This window comes from Acuticoccus kalidii (assembly GCF_021556395.1).
In the GTDB taxonomy this organism is placed as follows: Bacteria; Pseudomonadota; Alphaproteobacteria; order Rhizobiales; family Amorphaceae; genus Acuticoccus; species Acuticoccus kalidii.
The window spans coordinates 1-22577 of sequence record NZ_JAKGCS010000033.1 but is presented as its reverse complement, the minus strand read 5'-3'; the positions used below and the strand labels follow the sequence as shown (position 1 = coordinate 22577).

General features: G+C 65.0%; 22 protein-coding genes. 12 read left to right on the top strand and 10 right to left on the bottom strand.

All coding sequences use genetic code 11. The features are described 5' to 3' along the window. Positions 1 to 6: 6 nt before the first annotated feature. From paaC to L1787_RS18585, 6 genes are all read left to right on the top strand, one after another. Positions 7 to 780, top strand: coding sequence for a 1,2-phenylacetyl-CoA epoxidase subunit PaaC (gene paaC / locus L1787_RS18610; protein ID WP_235710611.1), 774 nt, complete (start codon positions 7 to 9; stop codon positions 778 to 780). Further along, on the top strand, positions 774 to 1286 hold the full coding sequence (gene paaD, locus L1787_RS18605; protein ID WP_439648309.1) for a 1,2-phenylacetyl-CoA epoxidase subunit PaaD: 513 nt from the start codon (positions 774 to 776) through the stop codon (positions 1284 to 1286). The genes paaC and paaD overlap by 7 nt, the downstream gene beginning before the upstream one ends. Then, on the top strand, positions 1277 to 2407 hold the full coding sequence (locus L1787_RS18600) for a 2Fe-2S iron-sulfur cluster-binding protein (protein ID WP_235710609.1): 1131 nt from the start codon (positions 1277 to 1279) through the stop codon (positions 2405 to 2407). Before paaD ends, L1787_RS18600 begins: the two co-directional genes overlap by 10 nt. Before the next feature lie 245 nt (positions 2408 to 2652). Beyond that, positions 2653 to 3549, top strand: coding sequence for a Gfo/Idh/MocA family protein (locus tag L1787_RS18595; protein WP_235710608.1), 897 nt, complete (start codon positions 2653 to 2655; stop codon positions 3547 to 3549). 10 nt (positions 3550 to 3559) lie between these two features. After that, entirely contained in the window at positions 3560 to 4717 is a 1158-nt protein-coding gene (locus L1787_RS18590) for a DegT/DnrJ/EryC1/StrS family aminotransferase (protein ID WP_235710607.1), read from the top strand. Positions 4718 to 4830: 113 nt separating this feature from the next. Next, on the top strand, positions 4831 to 5535 hold the full coding sequence (locus L1787_RS18585; RefSeq protein ID WP_235710606.1) for a glutathione S-transferase N-terminal domain-containing protein: 705 nt from the start codon (positions 4831 to 4833) through the stop codon (positions 5533 to 5535). A gap of 419 nt (positions 5536 to 5954) precedes the next feature. Here L1787_RS18585 and L1787_RS18580 read toward each other — a convergent pair whose 3' ends face one another. After that, positions 5955 to 6806, bottom strand: a complete 852-nt coding sequence (locus L1787_RS18580) for a DUF4394 domain-containing protein (protein WP_235710605.1) — start codon at positions 6804 to 6806, stop codon at positions 5955 to 5957. Positions 6807 to 7116: 310 nt separating this feature from the next. On the opposite strand from L1787_RS18580, the gene L1787_RS18575 reads away from it, so the two are divergent. The 4 genes from L1787_RS18575 (at position 7117) to L1787_RS18560 (ending at position 11534) form a co-directional block, all read left to right on the top strand. Next, positions 7117 to 7665, top strand: coding sequence for a sigma-70 family RNA polymerase sigma factor (locus tag L1787_RS18575; RefSeq protein WP_235710604.1), 549 nt, complete (start codon positions 7117 to 7119; stop codon positions 7663 to 7665). Next, positions 7662 to 8363 carry an anti-sigma factor gene (locus L1787_RS18570; protein WP_235710603.1) on the top strand — a complete coding sequence of 234 codons (702 nt, stop codon included), beginning with the start codon at positions 7662 to 7664 and terminating at the stop codon, positions 8361 to 8363. The genes L1787_RS18575 and L1787_RS18570 overlap by 4 nt, the downstream gene beginning before the upstream one ends. Before the next feature lie 187 nt (positions 8364 to 8550). After that, a complete protein-coding gene (locus tag L1787_RS18565; RefSeq protein ID WP_235710602.1) occupies positions 8551 to 10302 on the top strand; it encodes an AAA family ATPase in 1752 nt (583 codons plus the stop codon). After that, positions 10302 to 11534: a hypothetical protein gene (locus tag L1787_RS18560; protein WP_235710601.1), complete on the top strand. Its 1233-nt coding sequence runs from the start codon at positions 10302 to 10304 to the stop codon at positions 11532 to 11534. The genes L1787_RS18565 and L1787_RS18560 overlap by 1 nt, the downstream gene beginning before the upstream one ends. On the opposite strand, the gene L1787_RS18555 is transcribed toward L1787_RS18560, so the two are convergent. The 4 genes from L1787_RS18555 to L1787_RS18540 all read right to left on the bottom strand — a co-directional run bounded on the left by L1787_RS18555 (position 11479) and on the right by L1787_RS18540 (position 15146). Then, on the bottom strand, positions 11479 to 12735 hold the full coding sequence (locus L1787_RS18555) for a DNA-methyltransferase (RefSeq protein WP_235710600.1): 1257 nt from the start codon (positions 12733 to 12735) through the stop codon (positions 11479 to 11481). The two genes, L1787_RS18560 and L1787_RS18555, sit on opposite strands and share 56 nt — an antisense overlap. Before the next feature lie 543 nt (positions 12736 to 13278). After that, complete coding sequence (locus L1787_RS18550; RefSeq protein ID WP_235710599.1) at positions 13279 to 13659, bottom strand: hypothetical protein; 381 nt, start codon at positions 13657 to 13659, stop codon at positions 13279 to 13281. A 99-nt stretch (positions 13660 to 13758) separates the two neighbouring features. Further along, a complete protein-coding gene (locus L1787_RS18545; RefSeq protein WP_235710598.1) occupies positions 13759 to 14034 on the bottom strand; it encodes a hypothetical protein in 276 nt (91 codons plus the stop codon). Next, complete coding sequence (locus L1787_RS18540) at positions 14031 to 15146, bottom strand: C40 family peptidase (RefSeq protein ID WP_235710597.1); 1116 nt, start codon at positions 15144 to 15146, stop codon at positions 14031 to 14033. The genes L1787_RS18545 and L1787_RS18540 overlap by 4 nt, the downstream gene beginning before the upstream one ends. 198 nt (positions 15147 to 15344) lie before the next feature. Between L1787_RS18540 and L1787_RS18535 the strand changes: the two genes are divergently transcribed. Together L1787_RS18535 and L1787_RS18530 are read left to right on the top strand one after the other, a co-directional pair. After that, positions 15345 to 15749, top strand: coding sequence for a VOC family protein (locus L1787_RS18535; protein ID WP_235710596.1), 405 nt, complete (start codon positions 15345 to 15347; stop codon positions 15747 to 15749). 179 nt (positions 15750 to 15928) lie between these two features. Next, entirely contained in the window at positions 15929 to 16315 is a 387-nt protein-coding gene (locus L1787_RS18530) for a VOC family protein (protein ID WP_235710595.1), read from the top strand. Positions 16316 to 16321: 6 nt separating this feature from the next. Here the strand turns inward: L1787_RS18530 and L1787_RS18525 are convergent, their stop codons facing one another. From L1787_RS18525 to L1787_RS18505, 5 genes are all read right to left on the bottom strand, one after another. After that, positions 16322 to 17185 (bottom strand): hypothetical protein, encoded by an 864-nt coding sequence (locus L1787_RS18525; RefSeq protein ID WP_235710594.1) that lies wholly within the window; start codon positions 17183 to 17185, stop codon positions 16322 to 16324. A 5-nt stretch (positions 17186 to 17190) separates the two neighbouring features. Further along, entirely contained in the window at positions 17191 to 19407 is a 2217-nt protein-coding gene (locus tag L1787_RS18520; RefSeq protein ID WP_235710593.1) for an SGNH/GDSL hydrolase family protein, read from the bottom strand. 15 nt (positions 19408 to 19422) lie between these two features. Then, entirely contained in the window at positions 19423 to 21234 is a 1812-nt protein-coding gene (locus L1787_RS18515) for a hypothetical protein (protein ID WP_235710592.1), read from the bottom strand. After that, on the bottom strand, positions 21231 to 21587 hold the full coding sequence (locus L1787_RS18510; protein ID WP_235706465.1) for a hypothetical protein: 357 nt from the start codon (positions 21585 to 21587) through the stop codon (positions 21231 to 21233). The genes L1787_RS18515 and L1787_RS18510 overlap by 4 nt, the downstream gene beginning before the upstream one ends. Positions 21588 to 21593: 6 nt before the next feature. Further along, the coding region (locus L1787_RS18505) for a hypothetical protein (protein ID WP_235706466.1) at positions 21594 to 22577 on the bottom strand (984 nt) is incomplete at its 5' end.

Below are 22577 nucleotides of genomic sequence, written 5' to 3'. Positions count from 1 at the left end.
GCCGCGATGACAACGCTCGCGCTGAAAGGCCTTTCGCCCCACCTCACCTACCTCCTCCGGCTCGCCGACGATCAGCTCATCCTCGGCCACCGGCTGTCCGAGTGGGCCGGCCACGCCCCGATGCTGGAGGAGGACATCGCCCTCGCCAACATCGCGCTCGACCATATCGGCGCCGCGCGCGCCCTCTATCAGCACGCCGCGACCCTCCACGGCGACGGCCTCACAGAGGACGATTACGCCTATCGGCGCGACACGCGCGACTATCTGAACGCCCTCTTGGTCGAGCGGCCGAATGGCGATTTCGCCCACACCATCGTGCGCCAGCTCCTTTATTCCGCCTTCGCGCTCCCGCTGTGGCAGGCGCTCATGACGTCGAGCGACACGACCCTCGCCGCGATCGCCGAGAAGTCCGAGAAGGAGGCGCGCTATCATGTGCGCCATGCCGGGGACTGGTTCGTCCGCCTCGGTGACGGGACCGGAGAGAGCAAAGCGCGGATGGATGCGGCGATCGCCGCGCTCTGGCCCTATGGCGGCGAGCTGTTCGAGACCGACGCGACGCTCGCCGCGGCGATCGAGGCGGGCGTCGCGGCCGATCCCGCCGCCATCGAGCCCCTTTGGCGCGATACCATCGAGGCCGCCTTCGACGAGTCGGGCCTTCCCCTCCCCGACCGCCCCGGCCGGCAGACCGGCGGGCGCAGCGGCCGGCACACCGAGCATCTCGGCTTTCTCCTCGCGGAGATGCAGCATCTGCAACGCGCCTATCCGGGGCAGCGCTGGTGAGCGCCGCGCCGTCCTCGACCCGCTCGGCCGCCGAAGAGCGGGCCTGGACCGCCGCCGCGACGGTGACGGATCCCGAGGTGCCGGTCCTCACCATCGCCGATCTCGGCGTCTTGCGGTCCGTGCGCGAGGAGAATGGGCGCATCATCGCGACGATCACGCCGACTTATTCCGGCTGCCCGGCGATGGACATGATCGCGCTGCACGTCGAACTCGCGCTGCGGGAGGCGGGATTTCACGACGTCGCCGTCGAAACCACCCTCTCCCCGGCCTGGACCACCGACTGGATGAGCGAGGACGGCCGCAACAAGCTCGCCGCCTACGGGATCGCGCCGCCGGCCCGCTCAGGCCGCCGTGGCGCGCTGTTCGGCGCCGGCGACGACATCCGCTGCCCCCATTGCGGGAGCAGCGAGACCGCCCTCGTTTCCGCGTTCGGCTCAACCGCCTGCAAAGCGCTCTATCGCTGCGAGGCGTGCCGCGAACCGTTCGACTATTTCAAATGCCACTAGATCCGACGATCGACGCCGCGGGCGTCACCGAAACGGCCCTGCGCCCCCGCTTCCATCCTTTGCGCATCCGCGACGTGCGGCGCGAGACGGACGATGCCGTCTCGATCGCCTTCGAGGTGCCGGACGATCTCGTAGAGCGCTTTCGCTATGCGCCCGGTCAATATCTCACCTTGCGCAAGACGATCGACGGGGAAGAGGTGCGCCGGTCCTATTCGATCGCCTCGGGGCTCGATCAGGGCGAGTGGCGCATCGCGGTGAAGCGCGTCGATGGCGGGCTCTTCTCCGCCTTCGCCAATGCGACCTTGAAGGCGGGCGAAATCATCGAGGTGATGCCGCCGGCCGGCCGCTTCGTGCTGCCCGAAGCGGCTGGGCCGCGCACCATCGTCGCCTTTGCGGCGGGCTCCGGCATCACGCCGGTCGCCTCGCAAATGCGCACCGTCCTGGTGCGGGAGCCGGAATCGCGCGTCTTTCTGTTCTACGGCAACCAGACCTCGCGCTCGATCCTCTTCCGCGATGCCATCGAGGACCTCAAGGACCGCTATATCGACCGCCTGTCGGTCCACAATGTCCTGTCGCGCGAAGCGCAGGACGTTCATGCCCTCAACGGCCGGATCGATGGGGAGAAGGTCGCGGCCTTCATGCGCCACGTGGTGCCGATCGCCACCGTTGACCATTTCGTGCTGTGCGGCCCGCCCGACTTCCTCGAGGGCGTGATCGGGACGCTGACACGGCTTGGCGCGCCGGCGGAGTCGATCCTCGTCGAACGTTTCATCACCGAGGACGGCCCGCCCCGCCGAACCGCCGCCACCGCCACCGCCAACCCGAGGACGAGCGAGACGCCGGCCGCGCGGCTGTCCGTCACCCTCGACGGTGTCACGAGTGAACTGACCCTCGGGCCGGGCGAAACGGTGCTCGAAGCGGCGATCGAGGCCGGGCTCGACGTGCCTTATAGCTGCCGCGGCGGCATGTGCTGCACCTGCCGCGCGAAGCTCACCGCCGGAGCCGTCACGATGGCGCTCAACTATTCGCTGCGCCCGGACGAAGTCGATGACGGCTTCATCCTCACCTGCCAGGCGCGGCCCACCACGGACGCCATTGCGGTGGACTATGACGCGGCGTGATCGCTTTTGCCTTTCGAGGCGGAAAAAAGTGGTCTTTAGTTGCCTGAGATGGGTTGAGTGTGCTCTGGCCGCCACGCCGCTCGAGCCATCGAAAAATCCAGGGTTTCCGGCATTTTTCGCCCGTTCGGAATTTGGAAACCAGCCGGTGTAACGTGCTGCAACAGCAATTGAGCGCGTTTCGGCCCCGAGACCGTTTCTGGTAACTCCTTCGTTGCGTTCTGCATGCTACTTCACTTGGCATGCAATTGATTCACGTTGGTGTGGTGGGCACCGGCTCATTCGGCCGCCACCATGTCCGCCATCTCAGTCAGCATCCGCGTGTGGGCCGCGTGACGGTCGTCGACAGCGATCGCGCCCGCGCGGAGGCCGTCGCCGCGACGTGCGGCGCGGCGGTCGAGACCGACCTTGCCGCGCTCGACGTCGACGCCGCGGTGATCACGGTGCCGACCGAATGGCACCGCAGCGTCGCCGACCGGCTGATCGCGACGAAGACGCACCTCTTCATCGAAAAGCCGATCGCCGCCAGCGATGCCGACGCCGCGCACCTCATCGCCGCGGCCGACCGCGCCGGGGTCATCCTCCAGGTCGGCCATATCGAGCGTTTTTCCGTGCTGTTTCAGGCGCTGTCGGAGCGCGTGTCGGGCGTGCGCCACATCGTGGCGCGCCGGCTCAACATGCCGCGCCCGGTGCCGCCGACGGCCGATGTCGTTCTCGATCTCATGATCCACGATATCGATCTTGCGATCAGCCTCGCCGGTTCCCAAGTGCGCGAGATCAGCGCCCGTGGGGAAAGCGAAGCGGCTGAGGCGCACCTTCGCTTCGCGAACGGCGTCACGGCCGAACTCTCCGCGAGCCGCCTCTCCGAGGCGACCCAGCGCACCCTCCATGTCGACGACGCGACCGGCTCCTGGTGCGCCGATCTCGCCGCCGGCACGCTGACCCGCACGACCGCTGGCCGTGCGGAGCCTCAAGATCTGCCGGCCGCGCACGACAATCTCGGTCTCGAGATCGACGAGTTCGTGCGCGCCGCTCTTGGCGAGGCGACACCCCGCGTCGACGGGCGGGCCGGTGCGGCCGCACTCGCCGTCGCGAACCGCATCCGTGCGGCCCTTGCCAACCCCAAGCTCCAGCTGACTGCGTAGAGGTCGAACTATGACTGCCATTCTTGCACGGGTTCCGGCGACCGAGACCCAGCCGATCCCGCTGTTCGACTTGAAGCGTCAGCAAACGCGGCTCCGCCACGACATCGACCGACGCATCGCCCGCGTCCTCGACCACGGCCAGTTCGTGCTCGGACCGGAGGTCGCCGAACTCGAAAGCGAGCTCGCCGCATTCGCCGGCGTCAAGCATTCGATCGGCGTCTCCTCCGGGCGCGACGCGCTGATCATGGCGCTGATGGCGATGGGGATCGGAGCCGGCGACGCGGTTCTCGTTCCGGCCTTCACCTTCTCGGCGACAGCCGCCGTGGTGATCTCGGTCGGCGCGACGCCGGTGTTCGTCGATGTCGACGAGGCGACCTACAACATGGACGCCGACGCGATCGGGCCGGCCGTCGCCGACGCCAAGAGCCGTGGCCTCACGCCCCGCGCGGTGATGCCGGTCGACCTGTTCGGCCGCCCTGCCGACTATGCGGCGATCAAGGCCGCCGCCGATGCGCACGGCCTTCCCATGATCGCCGATGCGGCGCAGAGCTTCGGCGCGGTGTCGAACGGCGCCCGCGTCGGTGCCCTCGCCCCGATCACCTGTGTCAGCTTCTATCCGACGAAGCCGCTCGGCGCGTTCGGTGACGGCGGCGCGATCCTCACCGACGACGACGACCTCGCGAGCGCCGTTCGCCAGATCCGCACGCACGGCCGCCAGGGCGACGGCGACGAGGCGATGCGGATCGGCATGACGGGGCGGCTCGACACGATCCAGGCCGCGATCCTTCTGTCCAAGCTGTCAGTCTTCAAGGCGGAGCTGAACCGCCGCGCCGAGATCGCCGCGCTCTACGCCTCGCGTCTCAAGGGCCTCGTCGGCCTGCCGCAGGCCGATGATGAGGCGACGCGCTCGGCCTGGGCGCTCTACACGATCACCGTGCCGGAGCGTGACCGCGTGCGCGAGGCGATGGGCGCCCGGGAAATCGGCACCGCCCTCTTCTACCGCATCCCGCTCCACCGCCACCCGGCGTTCAGCGGCCTCCTCAGCGGCAACGAGCGGCTCGACGTGTCGGAGCGTCTGTCCAACGAGGTTCTGAGCCTGCCGATGGGCCCGGACCTCACCGACGAAGAGGCGCACCTCGTCTGCGACGCGCTGATCGAGGCGCGCTGACCCGATCAACGAGCCCGCGATCATGCGGGCTCGTCAACACGTGACATAGCACCTATTGTCCGGCCGGTCTCTTCGCCCCACGTTCCGCGTGGGGCAAACCAGGAGTTCGCCGGATGAGCGACAAACCGATCGATCTTTATTATTGGCCGACGCCGAACGGCTGGAAAATCTCCATCATGCTGGAGGAGCTCGGCGTTCCCTACAACGTCATCTATGTGAACATCGGCAAGGGCGACCAGTTCAAGCCGGAGTTCCTGGCGATCTCCCCCAACAACCGGATGCCCGCGATCATCGACCATGACGGCCCGGACGGGCGCGAAATCTCGGTCTTTGAATCCGGCGCCATTCTTCAGTATCTCGGCCGCAAGTTCGACAAATATTATCCGACCGACGAACGCCGCCGCGTCGAGGTGGACGAGTGGCTGATGTGGCAGATGGGCGGCTTCGGCCCGATGCTCGGCCAGAACCACCACTTCAATGTCTACGCGCCGGAAGACCTCCCCTACGCCAAGAAGCGCTACACCGACGAAACGCACCGCCTCTATGGCGTCCTCGACAAGCGCCTGCACGGCCGCGAGTTCATCTGCGGCGACTATTCGATCGCCGACATGGCGTGCGTCGGCTGGGCGAGCGGCTGGGAACGACAGAAGATGGACATCGGCGAGTTCCACAACGTCAAGCGCTGGCTCGACGCCGTGACGGCCCGCCCCGCAGTGCAGCGCGGCATGGCTCTCGGCAAGGAGGAGCGCGAGCGCCACAATCTCGCGACCGACAAGGGCGCCCAATCGGTCCTCTTCGGCCAACGCGCCCGCGCATAATTCACGCCTCTCGGTGCGACGATCGCGAGAGATCCGTGATCGATCGCACCTTTCGCATCGACGCGCGCCCTGCGACTGGCCTGGCAAGGTGATCGATGGCCGTGGCCGAGAAGCTGAAGGCGACGGTTTGCTAATCCAGTGAAACCCGTTGTCATTCAACGGATTAGGTCATTTTGTCGGTGCCAACCCCCTCTTGATTTTTCAAGGGGTTAGCGCCGACTGCCAAACTTTGAATGCCCCGCCCGGGCGTCGTTTCCGTCGCCGAGGCCTGGGCCGGATCCGCCGCTGAAGGCGCGCTCCTGGCGGGTCCGCCGGATGTCGCGTACGCGCATAAATCCAACGCCGAAACGAGTTCGGCCGCATCGGACTGAGGAAGCCGGTGACGCGCACATGAGCGTGCGCGCCACCGGCCGTAGGTCTTACATGCCGCTCTGCGACACCGCGAAGCCCGAGATGCCGACCATCCCGAGGTCCGCCAGCAACGTCGCCTCTGCGGTGTCGAGATCGATGCTGTAGAGGCCGGACGTCCCGCTGCCGTCGATCTGCAGGATCGCATAGGCTTCGTCGGTCCCCTCCTGGGGCGAATAGATATCGAAGCCGCCGCCGCTCACGAGGTCGACCGGCTCACCGTCGACGGTCACGGCGCCGATCGTCGCCAGCGTCCCGTCATTGTTGGCGAGCGAGACAAGCGCGTTCGTCCGCGCGTCGAGCGCATATTGGGCCGTGCTGCCGGCCTTCGCGCCCTCGACCGCGTTTGTGTAGGCGTTGGCATAGATCAGCGGCTCGGTGCCCGCGTTCGCGTCGCCCTCTCCATAATAGGCATCGGTGAAACGGATGACCTTGCCGGCCTTCTCGTCACCGAAATCCGCCGGGAAGTAGACGAGATTGGCCCCGTCGGAGCCGACCAGGCGAACGGCGTCGATCGCGTTGTTGAAGTCGAAGGCGACAGCCGCGCCGGAGATCATCGCATCATCGGCGAAAGACGCGCCGAGATCGGTGACCGTCCCGGAAAGCGGATCGACCGAGTAGATCATCCCCTCACGCGAGAAGCCGAGAAGGTCGCCGGTGACCGGGCGGTAGGCAATCGCGTCGAGGCGGTTCGCGAGTTCGTGCGTCTCGATGGCGCCAGGGTCGGCGATGCTCGCCATGGTGACGAGTGTCATGCCGTCACCGGCGAGCGCGTAGCCCATGAGGTCGCCGTGATCGTCGGCATGGGCGGCGCCGGTGGCGGCCATCACCGCGGCGGCGAGGGTAAGGGTGCGGATCGTCATGTCGATTCTCCGTTGAAGCGTTCGGCCCGAATGCGGGCTGCCCCTAGGCACGGAGGACGCGGCCGCTGAGTTTCACCCGCGAGGCAAAAAAATCTCCTCTGCCCCGCAGATTGTTGCCCGTCCGCTATCGATCGCTCCGGTTTTCCTGGAATTCGGACGGGGAATTGCGATCCCCTCGCCTGGAGGCGCGCTCCCATCACAGCGGCGTGACGCCGCGGACGTTCGGACAGGACTTCGCGTCCGCTATTGTTATCCTCATGGTGCACAGAGACGATAAGAACGCGCATTGTTTGACCGCCGCCCGGATTTCATGAGCACAGACGGCAAGGCCACCATCGAGGACCTGATCGCACGGACCGCACTCGGCGACCGAAATGCGTTCGGTCGACTTTATGATGCGACGGCGGCGAAACTTTTGGCGGTCTGCCTTCGTGTCCTCAAAAACCGCGATGAAGCGGAGGACGCCTTGCAAGAGGTTTTCGTCAAGATCTGGAACAACGCCGACCGCTATCAGGTGAACGGCCATTCCCCGATGACGTGGCTGATCACGATCGCCCGCAACGCGGCGATCGACCGGTTGCGCGCGCGCCGCACCCACGACGATCTCGCCGACGTTCATCACCGCCTGGTGGCACCGGGCGCCGATCCCGAGCACACTGCCGTCGCGACGTCGGAAGCGGCGCGGATGACCGTCTGCCTTCACGAGCTCGAGGAGAACCGCCGCAAAGCCGTGACGGGTGCCTATTTTGACGGAAAGACATACCAAGAGCTCGCCGACACGTTCGAGATCCCACTCAACACCATGCGGACTTGGCTCCGCCGCAGCCTCGCGAAGCTGAAGGAGTGCATGTCGCGATGATGCAGGAGCATGATCCCGACGACGACGACATGCTCGCCGCAGAGTTCGCGCTGCGAATGCTGACCGGCGACGCGCTGGAGACCGCCCGCCGCCGCGCGGCCGAGGACACCGCCTTTGCGCGCCGTGTGGCGGATTGGGAGGTCCGCCTCTCCGCGCTCGGCGACGACCTGCCGCCGGTCCCGCCGCGGCCCGCGACGAAGCGGGCGGTTCTCGCTGCGGTCTCGCCGGTGAAAGCCCGGCCGGCCTTCTGGCGCCGGGTTCGCGCACGGCAGGCGCTGGGCGCCGCGGGCATCGTCGCGCTCGCGCTCTTGGCCGTGTTCGTCACGGATCGGGCGTCGCCGCCCTCCGGACCGCTTTATGCGGCCGAGATCGTGTCGGACACGGGTGACTTCAGGGTGGTTGCGGTCGTCGATAAATCTTCGGACGAGGTGATTCTGACGCGGACGCGAGGCGCGGCACCGGCCGGGCGTATTTTGCAGGTATGGGCGCATGGGCCGGACGCTCCGGCGACTTCGGTGGGCTTGTGGCCGGATGGGAATACGGTGCGGCTTTCGCTTCCGCCCGAGATCGCAGCAGTGGACGGTGTTCTGACCCTCGGGGTTAGCGAGGAACCTGTTGGCGGGTCACCGACTGGGTCGCCCACCGGGCGGGTTTTCGGGACTGTGGATATTCCTGGCGTGCGGCATCCCGGTGCTTGAACTGACCTCGAGTTGAGCCTGCAGCGCCCTCGTCCCGAGCTATGTGCCTTCGCCTAGCACTTGATAAGATTCGGGAATCCCAAACGGATTTCTTTTTGTTAGAGTCGTGCTCGGCGGAGTCGTTGGCCCGAGTACAAAAAATTTACTAAAACGGCCGTCAGCAAGAACAGGCGGCAGGAGCGCAGTAATGGCAACAGGAACGGAGAACAGGCAGACTGTTTTCAGCCGTCTGAATACATTCCTGAGTGATTTTAATTTTCAGTTCTCTCGATCTGGCTTCAAAGGCGGCAACAGCATCGGAAACCATGTCGTCGATGAGGCGACAGGCTTTTGGGGAAACCCGCAATACTCCGGTAATAAGCCACCCCGGCTGCTTCTCCATATTGATGTCACCGGTGCCGCAACGGTTGCCCGTTTGCCCGCCGAGCTACAGGAAATCGGTATCGGCGGCTCGAACACCGCCCAAGGCGACAAAGCGGGGCTGGCTGTCCGCATCCTGCCGCTGATTCAGACCGACGAGGGAGCCTTCCGCCGTTCTGATGATTTCGAAGTCAATCTGCTCTTCGTTTTTCACGGACCACTTGCGGCCGGATCGTCCTCGGATGCCTTCTCCTTCAATCCGAAAACGGGCGTGCTTTCCCGCAGCATTGACCGCGCGCCGCACCCGGAAGTGTATATATTCGCCGCGCTGCTGGGCCTGCGGCCGCGCACCGACGCGTTTTCGGTCGAAGTCAACGGAGCACAGCGCGCCGTGACCTATGGCGAGGCCCTCGATGCGATCAGTGCCGCGCTGCACGTGCACCCGAAGGATGGGGCTCTCGGGCCGGTTCCCGTCTATGATCTGAGCGATGACGCAACGGCCGAACAGCTGAATGCGGATATTGAAGCTGCCTGGGCGACTGCGGGGCCATTGCCAAAACCTGCGGCGGATGGCGCAGAGGATGAAGCGGAAGCCGTCGAAGAGCTTGATTTTGCGAACATCCACATCCCGGTAAACCCGGACCTGCTCGGCATTGACGAATCTGTGTATCGCCAGATCAACGCCATGCTGCGGTCGGGCAAGCAGCACATCATGCTCTACGGCCCGCCCGGCACGGGCAAAACTTCGTTGGCCCGATGGATCGCCAGCAGCCTGCCGGGCGGTCAATGGACGCTTGTCACAGGGTCCTCAGACTGGAGTTCGCAGGACATCATCGGAGGCTACCAACCCATCGGCGGCGGAGACGTGGATTTCGTGCCAGGTATTCTGCTGCGCTCCTTCGACCAGCCATTGATCATCGATGAGATGAACCGCTGCGACATCGACAAGGTGATCGGCCCGCTTTTTACGGTGCTTTCAGGGCAGCACACCACGTTGCCCTACCGAACCGACCTGAGCGACAAAGACAGTCAGCCCTACGTTATCCTGCCCCGTCCCAAGGCGGGGGCGGGCGCACATGAATTTGCCCCCGGTCCGGCCTGGCGGCTGATCGCGACGATCAACTCTATCGATAAGGCATCACTTTACCAGATGTCCTATGCGCTGAGCCGCCGTTTCGGCTGGGTCTATGTTGATGCCCCGACTGATCTTGCCGGATTCATCGCGACCTATTTGGCGACACTCGATGCCGCACAGGTCGCGCCGCCGGCGGGCGCGGTTTGTCCGCTGGCAGATGTGTGGCACGCAATCAACGCTGTCCGCGTTATCGGCCCGGCCCCGATCATCGATGCAATCAAGGCAATCCGCGAGATTGCCCCCGGCGCCATTTTCTTCGGGCCGGCTGATCCTGCGCTGCGCGCTGCCGCAATCGATGCAATTGACATGGTGCTGCTGCCGATGCTGGACGGCATCGTGCTTCAGGATGCCCGTAATATCGCTGACGCTGTGATCGCGGCTTTTGCGCTGACAGGGGCCGATGCCGATCGGGTGACACGCCGGCTGGAAGGCGTGGCGATCTGATGAGCCTGGATGCAGCGATTGTCGATCATACGGCGGGATTGCTGCTGAGATATTTCCGCAGTGGTGCTGCTATCGAAGGTGCCGCTCCGCGCCTCGATCAGCGCCGGGATGTCGATATCCTGAAGGGGCACTGGGCGGTTTCGGCACCGGTCCGGCATCTGACGGGCTACCTGCTTGCGCATCCCCATGAAACGCAGGCTTTGCTGTCCTATCGGGAACGGGTGGATGACGCAGTGGCGCGGGGTCGCCTCGACGCGCGCCGCACCTGGTTCTATCGGCAGCAGTCCGGTATCCCCTCGGCGCTGGTCACGCATGAGCCGGTCCGGAGCTTCAATACCGGGCCGAACCTGCTGCTAGCCTGGGTGCTGCGCGAGGCCGCGTCCTATACGGCGCGGCTTTTCAGCTGGCAGGGTGCCGACTCGCCTTACCTACCGACAATTGAAAAGGCACAGACGGACATTCGTAGTGTACAGAAGATCGACGCGCTACGCGAACCGCTGCGGGCCGTTTCGCTGGGACATCGCCCCAATGCGGCGTCGGTCCGCGACGCTGCGCGGTCACGGCGACAAGTCTATCGCCTTGCGGTAGATGCCTACCGACTGTTGCAGGGGTTGGAACGCGGGGAGGCGGATGCGATGGACCGTGTTGCGCGGTCAGCGCTGATCGCGCCACTGGAAGACTGGCGACGGTTTGAACTGGCGGTGGGCCTGAGTATCGGCGAGGCGCTTGCTCAAGCGACAGGGGAATCGCTGCATTTGCACCTGCTGGGCGCGAAGTTCTCCGGACCTATCGTGACGGCCGGAAGGTTTGCGATCTATTGGCAGCAAATCACCGGGTATCATCAGCCGCCGCCACTCGAGCCTTCAGAACTTCGCGTGCGGGCAATCTTGCAAGCCTACGGGATAAATACCGGCACGGAACGGCCCGACCTGATCGTGGTGGACCGCGATCAGGATGCGGTCGCGGCAGTCGTCGAAGTCAAATACATCGCCGGCGACACGGCAACGACGCGCTTCCGAGAAGCCGTCGATCAGGTCGTACGGTATGGCCGAAGCTATGCGCCGACCGATGCGACAGCGCCATTGCTCTCGCGCTCACTTGTCGCGCTCTCCCGCCATGCGCCAGCGCGGATCGATCCCGATGCGCCGGCACCCTTCAGTGTCGATTTCGAGACGCTCAAACAGCCGCATGGGCTCGACGCTTGGGCTTCGACTCTGATTGCTCTTCCGTGACGCGCAGCGGGCGCTTGGCCCCGCCATCGGAAAAGAGCGGTGTATCAGCATCATCGGCAGGGACAGCACATGGTGGGGCAATCTCGTAGCTTGCCGGGCGGTCTTTGAGCAGTGGCGCCGGACTCGGCTTAAAGCGAGCCAGTGCGCCATCCAGATATTCTTCGGACATCTCGCAGCAAACCCATCGGCGACCGAGCACTTCTGCAACAGCACCGGTCATGCACGAACCGCCGAACGGGTCGAGCACGACATCGCCGGGCTCTGTCAGGAACCGAATAAAATATTCGGGCAATTGAGGCGGAAAACGGGCCGGGTGGATCGGGATGTTGTTGTCCCGGCAATACTCCTGATAGCGACTCGTTGATTCCGTATTGGCGATGGCGAGTAGGTTGGGTGGGACGGAACCGCCGTTATTTTTCTGGAACTTGGAAGATATGTCGTGCCCAGATGGGCGCAGCTTGGCAACATAACCGTTGCGCAGCAGGTCCTGCATCGACTTGCTGTAGGGCGCTAGAACACGGCGATTGTTGGCCTTTGGGAACGGAGTTTTCGACAGCCACCAGACAGTGTTGACAGCGTCCTTAACCCGCACCCGCCGCACGTTTACCCATTCGGCAGGAGTCGGCAATTTTGCCGGATTCCACCAATAATGCTCCTGGCACAGATGGAATCCGTACTCTTCAACAAGCATCACCAGCAACTTGAAGTGATAGAGGCTGCGCGTAGGTTTTCCTGGAATCCACGCGCCGCCGATATCGATTACCAGGCTGCCGTCATCTTTCAGAACCCGCTTGAAGCCTTCGGCGAAAGGCCGAAACCAATTGCAATATTCGTCAGCATCTTCGTTGCCGTAGCTCTTTTTGCGCACCAACCCAAAGGGCGGACTCGTCATAATAAGGTCCACACTTTCCGGCTTGGTCCCGTTAAACAAATACGCACGTGAATCTCCCCAGATCATTTCACCAAGGCTCGTCTTGTGGAAGGACCGCATTAGGCGCTTGTGGTAGCGGGTCTTGAAGTTTCCCGCAGCGGGCGTCTGAACGGTCTCCCCAACACGCTGGTTGTGTAAAAAGCGGATATACTCGCTGACATTTGCAAAGCCGAGATTAGCAGCCACATCATCAAATGTCGCGCGCTCTTCGGCGGTAAGCCTAACGTTAATATTTGAATTTCTTGGCTTATTCGCCTTTGGCCGGCCCATAGCGCCTCACTGATTTGAACACGATAACAGCCTAGCTCATGGATTTTCGTGTTACAAGAACAAAGAGAGCTTTTTTGTTTTACAGGAACATCGTTTCTTAGCATGTGGAAAACATGTCGGCCGACGAAAGCCACACCAGGCATGATGCCTCGACATGCCGTAGGAGGCTATTCGAACGGCCGTCCTGGTGGTGGTCTCGATACACCCAGCGAATCCGCCGCACGTCGGAGCCTGATCCCTTACAGCCTTTTGCGGCAGGAAACAGGAAGCGCGGGAACGCCAGCGAAGAAGCGGCGCCCGTTGACGGGCTAGCGCGTGCGACCTCTGTCGCGCGCAAAGAATCGGGACACCCCACATCGGGCCGTTCACACGAAAAGCCCGACCCCCGAGGGGAAGGGTATTTGCAGCAGGATCCGCGGCCGGACGTACGCAGAGTGATCCAGTAACGTGGGCAGCCATCCCATGCCGCTGAGTTCCCGCTCGGCCACGCGACGCCCCTTCAGATATTTTGTTGCGAAATCGGCCTCCCAACGAAAGCTTTTTTCACCGTTCCTGCCGCACCTCCTTGAGGATCGCCTCGAGCGAGTTCTCGATCCGCCCATAGCGATCCTCGAGCACGGTGATCCGCGTTTCGTGCCCGGCCCGCTTGTCGATCGTCAGCCGCATCGCCTCGAGCGCCTGCGCATTGGCGTCGGCGGTCTTCTGGACGGCCTCCACACGGATCACCGCCTCTTTCCCGTCCCCGGCCCCGGTCGTGACGTACCAGGCCCACAGGAGGAACGAGACGAGGAGGCTCGCGCCGAGGCCCACCACCCAACGAAAGCTCGTCCAGAAATCCCGCGCGCGCTTCTCCTGTGCGGCGTGCCACTGCGATTTGAAATCCCGCAATTCCTCGCGAACCTCTCGCGTCTCGGCGTCGGTCATCGGCAGAGCGCTCCATAGGCGGCGTTGTGCTCTTTCACCTGGCGGAGCGTGGGCGGCGTGTCGGCCGGGCTCCACGTGATCGGGGCGAAGGCGCGGCAGCTAAGGCCGCCGGAAGCCGTCGTCGTCGAGCAGGCGCCCAGCGTCAGCATCGCGAGCAGCGTCACGGCGCGCGCGGTTCGTCGCGTCCAATGCGTCATTGTCGACCTCGGATTGTTGGAGAATGGCGGCCGACAGCGCGGCCTCGATCTTGGCGGCGGTGGCGTGGCTTTCCGCCCAGCGACCCGCGAGATAGCCCGAGCTCGCGCCGATCGCGACGCCGGCGGCGATGCCGAGGAGACCGCGCCAGCCGCCGAGGAGGAGGAAGAGCGCGCTCATGCCGGCGCCTCGGTGACACGGCGGCCGCGGACCTTGCGCCATACGAGATAGCCGACGACCGCGATGCCGGCCGCGAGCACCGCGGCGACGGCGATCTCGCCGAGCGGCCCGACCGTGGCGGCCATCGAGCCGAAGGTGTCGAGCGTTCCCTTCGCCTCGTTCACGACAGAGATCACGGCGCCCGCTCCGGCCGCGCCGGCGGTCGCGATCGGCGCGGCGGACTTCGCGACCGCCCTCTCCTGCGCCGCCTTCGTCTCGTGCGCCTCGAGCGCAACCTCGATCGCGCGCTGCGTCGCCGGCCCGGCAACGCCGTCGACGTCGAGACCCCCGTTCTCGCGCTGGAAGTTGGTGACGGCCTGTTCGGTCTTGATCCCGTAATAGCCGGTGCCCGAGAGGGCCGGCTTGATCCCGAGACGCGCGAGCCGCCGCTGGAGCTCGCGCACGTCCTCGCCCGACATGCCCGTCACGAGAAGCGCCCGCATCCGCACGCTCGCGTCGGCCGGCGCGCCGATCGCCGTCGGGCGGCCCGTTCCCTTCCGATAGGCCTCGGCGGCCGCCCGCGCCGCCTCCGTCATCGGGATCCCCTCCGGCCAGATGAAGCCGCCGGGCAGCGCCGAGGAGACCGGATAGGTCGAGAACTTGATCATGTTCTGGACGTTGGCGTTGATCACCGTCATCCGCTTGCCGTCGGCCGAGACGTGATCGACGAGGCCGGTGTGGCCGAAGATCGAATCGATCCCGTTGCGCGGCTGGACGAAGATCGCGCCCGGCACGGGATAAGCGAGCGTCGTCCCATAGCCGTTCTCGGCGAACGAGCGGGCGAGCGCCGACTTGGTGCTGACGCCGCCGGCGACGACGATCACGCCGTTGAGGACGGCGGCGCAGTACGCGTCATCGTCGTTGTTCCACCAGGTGATCTGGCCCGTTTTGCCGAGCGCGACGATCAGCGGATTGTGGCGCGGGCCGGGGATCTCGCGCTCGCCGTCCCAGAGCTTGAAATACTCGAGGTGAGCGAGCGAGCCGCGCGGAACGCCCGCGGCGAGGATTGCCGCCTTCCGGGCCTCGCTGATGCCAGGCCATAGGGGATCCTTCTGCGCAGATGCGGCAGCCATAGAATTGACCTCATGTCGTGGGGATGTGCCGGTTCAGCCGCGCCGAGTGAGGCGACTAGGCGGAACTCAAGTTTGAAGTGCGCAGTTTCGGATCGGTGGCTCGCAAGTCGCTATCCGAACCGACTGGCACAAATGGTCGGCATAGGCATCGGCGATACCTATGCCGACGGCAATGTCGGCGATTGAAAGGGATGGGCTATGGCCCCGAACCACCTAGCCTCGACCGTCATCAGCATGCGGCCGTTTGTGCCCGCGTTACAGTACCAAAAGAGCCAGGATTTTTATCGCGCACTTGGCTTCGAAGTGTGGCCTCTTAGCGAACAGATCTCGCTCGTCAAATTGGATAGAAAGTCTAACGCTTTCTCGTTTTTATTGCAGGACTTCTATACGGAAGAGTTCGCTCATAACGCCATGATACAACTCTTCGTCGAAAATCTCGATGGCTGGTGGCGGCATATCGTTGCTCTCGAATTGCCAACCAAATTCGACGTGAACGCACCACAGCCTCCGAAGTCGATGACGCGAGATCTTCGCGTCATTTTTCTCTGGGATCCGGCCGGGGTGCTCTGGCACATCGTGGGCCACCAGGAAGGGCGGGCCTAGCCGAACTCGGCGATTTCAGCCGTCCTAAGCGAATCCAATGGGCCGAAACACTGCGGATGAACTGAAAGCACCCGCATGCGGTTTAACTGATTGCGTTGCGTCAATCCTGACTGATCCGCGATACCCATACTCCGGGCGAAATCGGCGCCCGCTTTGCCACTTCAGATGGGATGTTCTGTATGGCCTCGAATGATCTCGCCTCAGCCGTCGTCAGCATGCGGCCGTTCGTTCCGGCCCGCAATTTCCAGGAGAGCCAGGATTTTTATCGGACACTCGGCTTCGAGGTGATGCATCTCGGTGAGCAGATCGCACTGATTAAACTCGCGAATGAGCGGGGCGAGTTTTCATTCCTGTTGCAGGATTTTTACACGCAGGCGCTCGCCGAGAACCTGATGCTGCAGCTCATGGTCGAGGATCTTGATACATGGTGGCACCATATCGAGACACTCGACCTGCCGAGCGAGTTCGGCGTGACCCCGCCTCGTCCCCCGACGATGCAAATTTGGGGGATGCGTATCGCCTATCTCTGGGATCCGTCAGGGGTGCTCTGGCACATTGTCGCCTGATGCGGTTCAGCCGAACTCGGCGATATTCCGGCTCCAATCCTCGTCGAGGACGGCGAGCGGATCGCGGCCGGAGACGCTCGGGATCTCGACGAAGCCGCGATAGAAGCGGAATTTTCGCGTTTCGAGGTCCTGCCCGGACAATGGCGAGGGCCATGTCGGCGTGAGGCCGATCTTGCCGGTGAGCCCGGAGATCGCGTTGAAGTTGTCGACACCAGCAGCGGCAGACCGCGTGATCCGCCCGGTGGGCGTCGTCTTCATCGAGAAATATTCCTTCTCTCCATCCCGCCAGAAAGCGAGCTGCGCGACTTCGCCATGAGCAGCCGGGTCAAGCGGGGACATCGCGAGGAGCGCATTAAACTCGCCGAGCGCGGTCTGCCGGTGGGCGAGGATCTGCTCGACGCCGCCGCTTCCGGTAAGCCGGATCGTCAGAATATCCGGCATGGTGAGATAGTTTCCCGAGTCGCAGAAATAGAAGATCGTCCGCGCCTGCCCGGCGATCTGCGCCCACTCCGATTCGAGGGGCAGCTTCAGATAAAGGCAGACCAGGAACTCCTGCCCGGCATCGGCGATCGCCGTGGAGACCGAAGGCGGGATCGTGAGATATGTCCCGGACCGGTCGACCGTCGAAAAGTCGAGCCCGCCCCCGGCGATGATCGGCTGACCGAACGGCACCGCGACGCTAGAGTTGTCGGGGCCTGCCATATTGGAGACGACGGCGCCGTCCGGAACGGGCGTCTCGCCGCCATAGCTGCCTTGCCAGCCCATATGCACGAGCCACGGGACGCCATTGTTCGCGCCTTTGAGGAGATCGTCCTCGACGAGGATGTCGGCGCCCTCGGGGGCGGCCGTGTTGACCTGAAAAACCAGCATATTCGTCACCTGAACCGGGTGGAATGAAAGAGTTTTGCGAAGATCTCGGAGCGGCCGGGCTCGGACAGATGGTTCTCGTCGTTGCCGCCGATATCGCCGGCATCGGTGCCGTCATTGCCCCAGGCCTCCGCATCGGTGAGGTATGGGTTGACCGCCGGAAGGTTCGCGCGCGCCACAATATTGGCGGTCACGTCGATCGACGCGCCGCCGAAGCCGATCGTCGGCGTGAACTGGCCGCCGCCGCGGATGACGGGCCGATTGAGGACGACCGACCAGCGCCACATGACGTAAAGCGAGGGCCCGCGCGCCGTGATGCTGAGAACCCCGCCATAGCCGACATGGCCTGCGAGTTCGGTCACGGTTCGCGGGATCGACGTCCGCCCGGTGCAGGCGTTAACCGTGACGGCGATGTTTCCGGTCCCGCTATCCCGCTCCAGGATGAGGACGTTGCCGGGCACCGAGGAAAGCGTGACGGTGAGAAGGCCGTCGCCGGTCGCCCAGAAGGCGGCATCGGTGTCCGGCACGGTGATGTTGATCGCGAAGTCGCTCGTCTCCTCCGGCCAGGCGTAAGGCAGGGTGATTGCGGCGTTCGCGTCGCGCACACGCTGGAAGGACGGCAGCCGCGGATCGAACCCCCAATGGGCGGCGTCGAACTGGCGACCGAAATCGATGACGCCGAGCCCACGCATCGCGGCGACCGAGCGGACGATGCCGGCCATGCTGGCGCGCGCCTCTTGCGCCACCTTCGCCCCGCGCGTCGGGGACATCGAGGACGGGACCGTGCCCGGAACGAGAAGGACGTCCGGCGCCGGCGAGATCGCTTGCACCGTGTCGACGACATGCTCGATCGCGTCGAAGGTCGCGGCCTCCATCACGGCGCCGTGGTTCATGCCGAAGGCGAGGATGACGAGGTGCGGCGCCTCGGCGGCGGTGAGGCCGTCGCCGGTGAGGTCGAGCGTGGTGACGTAGTCGAGCCAGTCGGCCTCCGGATCGAGATACCAGCCGGGAACGGACGCGGCATTGCCGACCCCGGCGGCGTCGAGCCACGTCGACCCGCCGATCGCGCGGTTCACGATCACGATGCTGCCGTCGAGCGCCTTGGTCCCATACTGTGCCCAAAGCGCCTGGCGGAGCAGCTCCTCGAAATACGACGTTGCGCCGACGAGCTGGTTCGGCTGCCCCCAGCTATCGCTCATGTAGCAGAGGATCGCGGGGGCGCTCGGCGTCGCCGCTGCGACGGCCGCGTTCCAGGCCGCGAGGTGCGTCTCCGGCACGACATCGTTGAGCGCCGCGAGCGGTGCCGCGGTCTCGGGGATCACGCGCTTGCGATAGGTGCCGATGAGGCGGCCCTTGCCGGTGCGCGTCCGGAAATGGACATCGCCCAGGAAGATCGCGCTCGGCGCGTTGATCGGCCCTTCGATATAGAGCGAAGTGAGGCCGGCCGCGGCTGCCGCGTCGTGGGCGCCCTTCAGCGCCGCGCTCTCGTCGATCGTGCCGGTGAGATCGATCCCCGGCGCGAAGGCGCGGATATCGTCCTCGGGATAGGCCGCTTGGCTCGGCTCGCCGGCCGACACGAACCCCACGATCCGACGATCTGTGTCGATGATCGGAACGCCCGCATAGGTCGCTCGCGTCAGAACCTTTGTCACGTCCAACTGGTTGGCGCGCGGCCGGTTCTCGAAGACTTGCCGCACGATGGCCCCGGCGGGATCGACCTCGGCGAGAACGGGCGATTGGGTGCGGGTGTCGAAGATTTTGACGCGGTCGATCGAGGCGTCGACGCCGAGCGCATCGAGGAGCCCGGTTTGCGCGGGTTCGTCATCGGCGATCAGGGTGACGATCTCCGCGGCGGTCGGATCGCCGGTCGCGCCGCGCACGTCGATCGCTTCGGCGATGTCGGAGACGATGCCGGCACTGCCGAGATAGCCGAGGGTGGCCGGCTTCGCGCCGGATCCGCCTTGCCAGTCGACGACTTGAAGGACGCGCCGCCCGCCATCATTGGCGATGCCGGGGATGGGCGTCCAACCCTGCTGGCCGATGCGCGTTCCGACGCCCCAACCGGCGAACGTCTTCGGCCCGTAAAAATAGCCGTTCAGCGTGTCATAGAAGAAGTCGCCGAGGCGGCCGACGGCGAGCGCCGGGCTGCCGCGCCCGGAGACGATCGTGCGCCCGTCCTCGCCGTTCTGGTTGACCGGCGTGAGTTCGACCTTGGTGGTGATCATGATGTCTCCGAGCGCTCAGGCGGCCGCCTTGATGACGCTGCCGATGGTGGCCGCTTCGGCCCCGGCATCGACGACGGTGGGCGTCGATCCGGGCGTGAAGAGGTTGTGATAGAAACCGTCGACGATGTTGCCGACGCTGTCGGAGGCGATCCGGACGCCGATCGCGTAAGTACCGCGCGCTTTGAAGTCGGAGAAGAGCGCGCCCTTGCCGGCGAGGATCGCGACCTCCTCGGCGGTGTTGCTGCTGTACGCAAAGCCCCCGCTGATCCGAAAATCCTGCAAGAGCGTCTTGGCGCTGAAGCCCGGCCCGACCCTCAGGTCGATCGGCGCGGCGGTCTGCCCGCCGAACTCGCAGTCGCTGAAGCTCACGAGCTCGATGCGCCATAAGCCTTGAAGGCCGCCCGGCGCGGTGTTGAAGCGCCAGGCGCCGGCGCCGCCGCGGATCTCGCACCCGTTGAACGAGATGCGGCTGATGTCGTTGGTGTTCGCCGCCGATCCCGAGCTTTCAACGTAGAATTTCGGGCCGGCGACGTCCGCACCGTCCGCGTCGAAATAGACCTGGTTGAAGCGGATCGAGAAAATCCGCTTGTTGTGCACCTCCTCGGCTCCATCCAATTGGTTCGGCCACAGATGGAGGTGGTACTTCGCTTTGTTGAAGTGGCAGTTGGTGACGTAAAGCCCATCATTGCCGTGAATGAGAATGACGTTCTCCACCCCGGCACCGCCCCACACCTCGCAATTGCTCATGAAGTGGCCGAAGCTGCCTTTAAAACCCTTCTCGCGGAAGATGAAGGTCGCGTAGGCGGTGAGGATACCGGTCCCCGTTCCCTCCCACGGGCACTGGCATTGCAGATTGTGAAGCTGCATGTGGCCGCACGACACGAGATCGTAGGCAATGTGATAGCCCTCAATCCGCATGTTCGAGATCTGACCGCCGAGGATGGACTCGAGCCGGAAGGCGCGGCCCGTCGTGGCGATGCCGGCGCCCAGAAACGAAATCCCGAAATCGCCGATGTCGCAAATCATCCAGTCGGTTCGGGCCGGCGTCTCGCTATGCGCGATGTCGAAGAGGGTGATGTCGGGATCGGTGACGACGAAGCGGGTGCTGAGGCATCCGCGGCCGCGGATCGTGACGGCATTCTGATCGCGAACGGTCTGCGGCGCCGAGACATACCAAATGCCTTCATTCAGGATGATCGGCCGCCCCGTCGCGAGGGCCTGCGCAAGAGCGACATCGTTCGCCGCGACTTGCGCCGCCGAGCCGTCGTTCGGCTTGCCGCCGAACTCCTCGAGGAAAACGCAATCGTCGAACACCTTGAGGTGCGAGCGTGTCGCGGCGACGTCGAGCCGAGCGGCGGCAAGCGTTCCGGAAAGCTCGGCCGCGTCACCCGTCGTCGCCACCGCGGCGAGGTCGCCCGGCTGAACGGCGGTATCGGCTTTCGCGCCTTGCGCGGCTGTCGCCTCGCCCTGCGCACCGCGCACATTGGACGCATCGGCGATGTCCGAGACAAGGCCGCTTGATCCGATATAGACCGGCGACGCGGGCTTCGTCCCTTGTCCGCCGACCCAATCGACGACCTTCAGGACGGACCGCGCGCCGTCATCCTCGGCCGCGATGACGGGCGACCAACTGTTGCCGGCGAGCGAGGTCGGACCGCCCCACCCCGCGAGCCCGCTCTTGGGGCCGTAGAGGTTGACGTTCGCGAGATCGATATAGAGTTCGCCGATGCGGCCGGCGGCGGGATCGGGCGCACCGTCGCCGGTGATCACGCCGAGGCCGTCGCGGCCGGTCCGCTCCATCGCGATCTTGGTGATCGGCACGTTCATGCGAGGTCTCCGAAGCGCGAGATGCCCTGGACGATCTCGAAGTCGCCGGTCGGGGTCGATGATCGGACCTCGGTCGTCTTGTTCTGAAGCTGGAGGTCGTAGACGTAGCGGCCGACGCCGATCGCCTCGATCGTCTCCATCGGAATGTTGATCTCGACGGTCCGGCCGACGGGATCGGTGATCGTGAGCCCGCCGCCGGTCGTCGAGACGGCGTGCAGGAAGCCGGCCGCGTCGGCGCTCTCGCGGATCATCATGACGATCTTCCAATCGTCGAGACGGCCGCGGGTGTATTCGTCGCCGATGCGCAGCGCCGCGAAGAAGTCGGCGTTGGTGCGCGCTGTCAGATTGGTCATCTGCCGTTACCCCACGAGCGTCGTGATGAAGGTCAAGGTCGATCCGGATCGGTTCTCGACGAGGAGGCGCTCGGGCGCGTCGAGGCTGACGGTGACGGATCCGGGATCGCCGGTCGTGCCGGAATGGGCGCCGGTCGCAAGCTCGACCCCGCCGAGGCCCCAGGCTTTGGCGAGGCCCGTTTCCGGTGTGTTGATGCGTAGATCGCCCGACAGCGCGTCGGTCGGGCCGGTGATGCCGAGGCGGCCGATCGTCAGCGCGCCGAGCGCGACCGCGACGACGGCGTTGTTCGGCACGGTGAGGCGCGCGGTGCGCGGCGCGAGGTCGATCTTCTCGGCAAGCGCCGTCGTCTCGGCGGCGAGCGCGGAAACGGAGGCATCGAGCGCTGCGACGGCGTTGGTGGCGCCGACGAGGCTCGGCGTCCAGGTGACGAGATCCCAGGTGTCGACGGTCTCGATCACCTCGACATCGAGGACGGCGTCGGCCGAGAAGCTGCGCACGAAGGGCCGGGCATAGACGGTGCCGTTCGGCGCGACCGCCTCGACCCCCTCGCCCGCATCGAGGGCCATGTGGAACGGCCCCGCCACATAGCGCGCCGGCACGTCGAGGATGCGGATCTCCTCGAAGGTCGCGGTCCCGATCGGCTTCTTGTTCCGGTCGAGCCAGACGACGCCGACGGTGACGGTGTCGCCGGCGGGATCGCTGCCGCGATGGTACATGCGGAAGGCGGCGCGCAGGCGATAGATGTGCCAGCTCTCGAAGGCCCGCGGGACGGCGGGCGCCACGACGCCCTGCCCTTTGATGCGGAGCACCGCGCCGTGCTGGCCGACCGCGACGGCGGAGGCGTCATAATGGGCGAGCGCGGTATCGGCGCCGTCGACCGACGAGAGCCAATCGGTGGGCGCCTCGCCGGGGCGGGTGCCGAGCCCGGCGCCGCGCGTTGCGAGGATCGCCTCGAGGCCGTCGATCGCGCCGACATCGTGGGTGTGGGC

What these genes read in the sequence shown, in the direction of transcription:
- paaC (WP_235710611.1), top strand. Translation starts at nt 7, where the DNA reads ATGACAACGCTCGCGCTGAAAGGCCTTTCGCCCCACCTCACCTACCTC.
- L1787_RS18600 (WP_235710609.1), top strand. Translation starts at nt 1,277, where the DNA reads ATGCCACTAGATCCGACGATCGACGCCGCGGGCGTCACCGAAACGGCC.
- L1787_RS18590 (WP_235710607.1), top strand. Translation starts at nt 3,560, where the DNA reads ATGACTGCCATTCTTGCACGGGTTCCGGCGACCGAGACCCAGCCGATC.
- L1787_RS18585 (WP_235710606.1), top strand. Translation starts at nt 4,831, where the DNA reads ATGAGCGACAAACCGATCGATCTTTATTATTGGCCGACGCCGAACGGC.
- L1787_RS18580 (WP_235710605.1), bottom strand. Translation starts at nt 6,806, where the DNA reads ATGACGATCCGCACCCTTACCCTCGCCGCCGCGGTGATGGCCGCCACC.
- L1787_RS18575 (WP_235710604.1), top strand. Translation starts at nt 7,117, where the DNA reads ATGAGCACAGACGGCAAGGCCACCATCGAGGACCTGATCGCACGGACC.
- L1787_RS18570 (WP_235710603.1), top strand. Translation starts at nt 7,662, where the DNA reads ATGATGCAGGAGCATGATCCCGACGACGACGACATGCTCGCCGCAGAG.
- L1787_RS18565 (WP_235710602.1), top strand. Translation starts at nt 8,551, where the DNA reads ATGGCAACAGGAACGGAGAACAGGCAGACTGTTTTCAGCCGTCTGAAT.
- L1787_RS18560 (WP_235710601.1), top strand. Translation starts at nt 10,302, where the DNA reads ATGAGCCTGGATGCAGCGATTGTCGATCATACGGCGGGATTGCTGCTG.
- L1787_RS18555 (WP_235710600.1), bottom strand. Translation starts at nt 12,735, where the DNA reads ATGGGCCGGCCAAAGGCGAATAAGCCAAGAAATTCAAATATTAACGTT.
- L1787_RS18550 (WP_235710599.1), bottom strand. Translation starts at nt 13,659, where the DNA reads ATGACCGACGCCGAGACGCGAGAGGTTCGCGAGGAATTGCGGGATTTC.
- L1787_RS18545 (WP_235710598.1), bottom strand. Translation starts at nt 14,034, where the DNA reads ATGAGCGCGCTCTTCCTCCTCCTCGGCGGCTGGCGCGGTCTCCTCGGC.
- L1787_RS18540 (WP_235710597.1), bottom strand. Translation starts at nt 15,146, where the DNA reads ATGGCTGCCGCATCTGCGCAGAAGGATCCCCTATGGCCTGGCATCAGC.
- L1787_RS18535 (WP_235710596.1), top strand. Translation starts at nt 15,345, where the DNA reads ATGGCCCCGAACCACCTAGCCTCGACCGTCATCAGCATGCGGCCGTTT.
- L1787_RS18530 (WP_235710595.1), top strand. Translation starts at nt 15,929, where the DNA reads ATGGCCTCGAATGATCTCGCCTCAGCCGTCGTCAGCATGCGGCCGTTC.
- L1787_RS18525 (WP_235710594.1), bottom strand. Translation starts at nt 17,185, where the DNA reads ATGCTGGTTTTTCAGGTCAACACGGCCGCCCCCGAGGGCGCCGACATC.
- L1787_RS18520 (WP_235710593.1), bottom strand. Translation starts at nt 19,407, where the DNA reads ATGATCACCACCAAGGTCGAACTCACGCCGGTCAACCAGAACGGCGAG.
- L1787_RS18515 (WP_235710592.1), bottom strand. Translation starts at nt 21,234, where the DNA reads ATGAACGTGCCGATCACCAAGATCGCGATGGAGCGGACCGGCCGCGAC.
- L1787_RS18510 (WP_235706465.1), bottom strand. Translation starts at nt 21,587, where the DNA reads ATGACCAATCTGACAGCGCGCACCAACGCCGACTTCTTCGCGGCGCTG.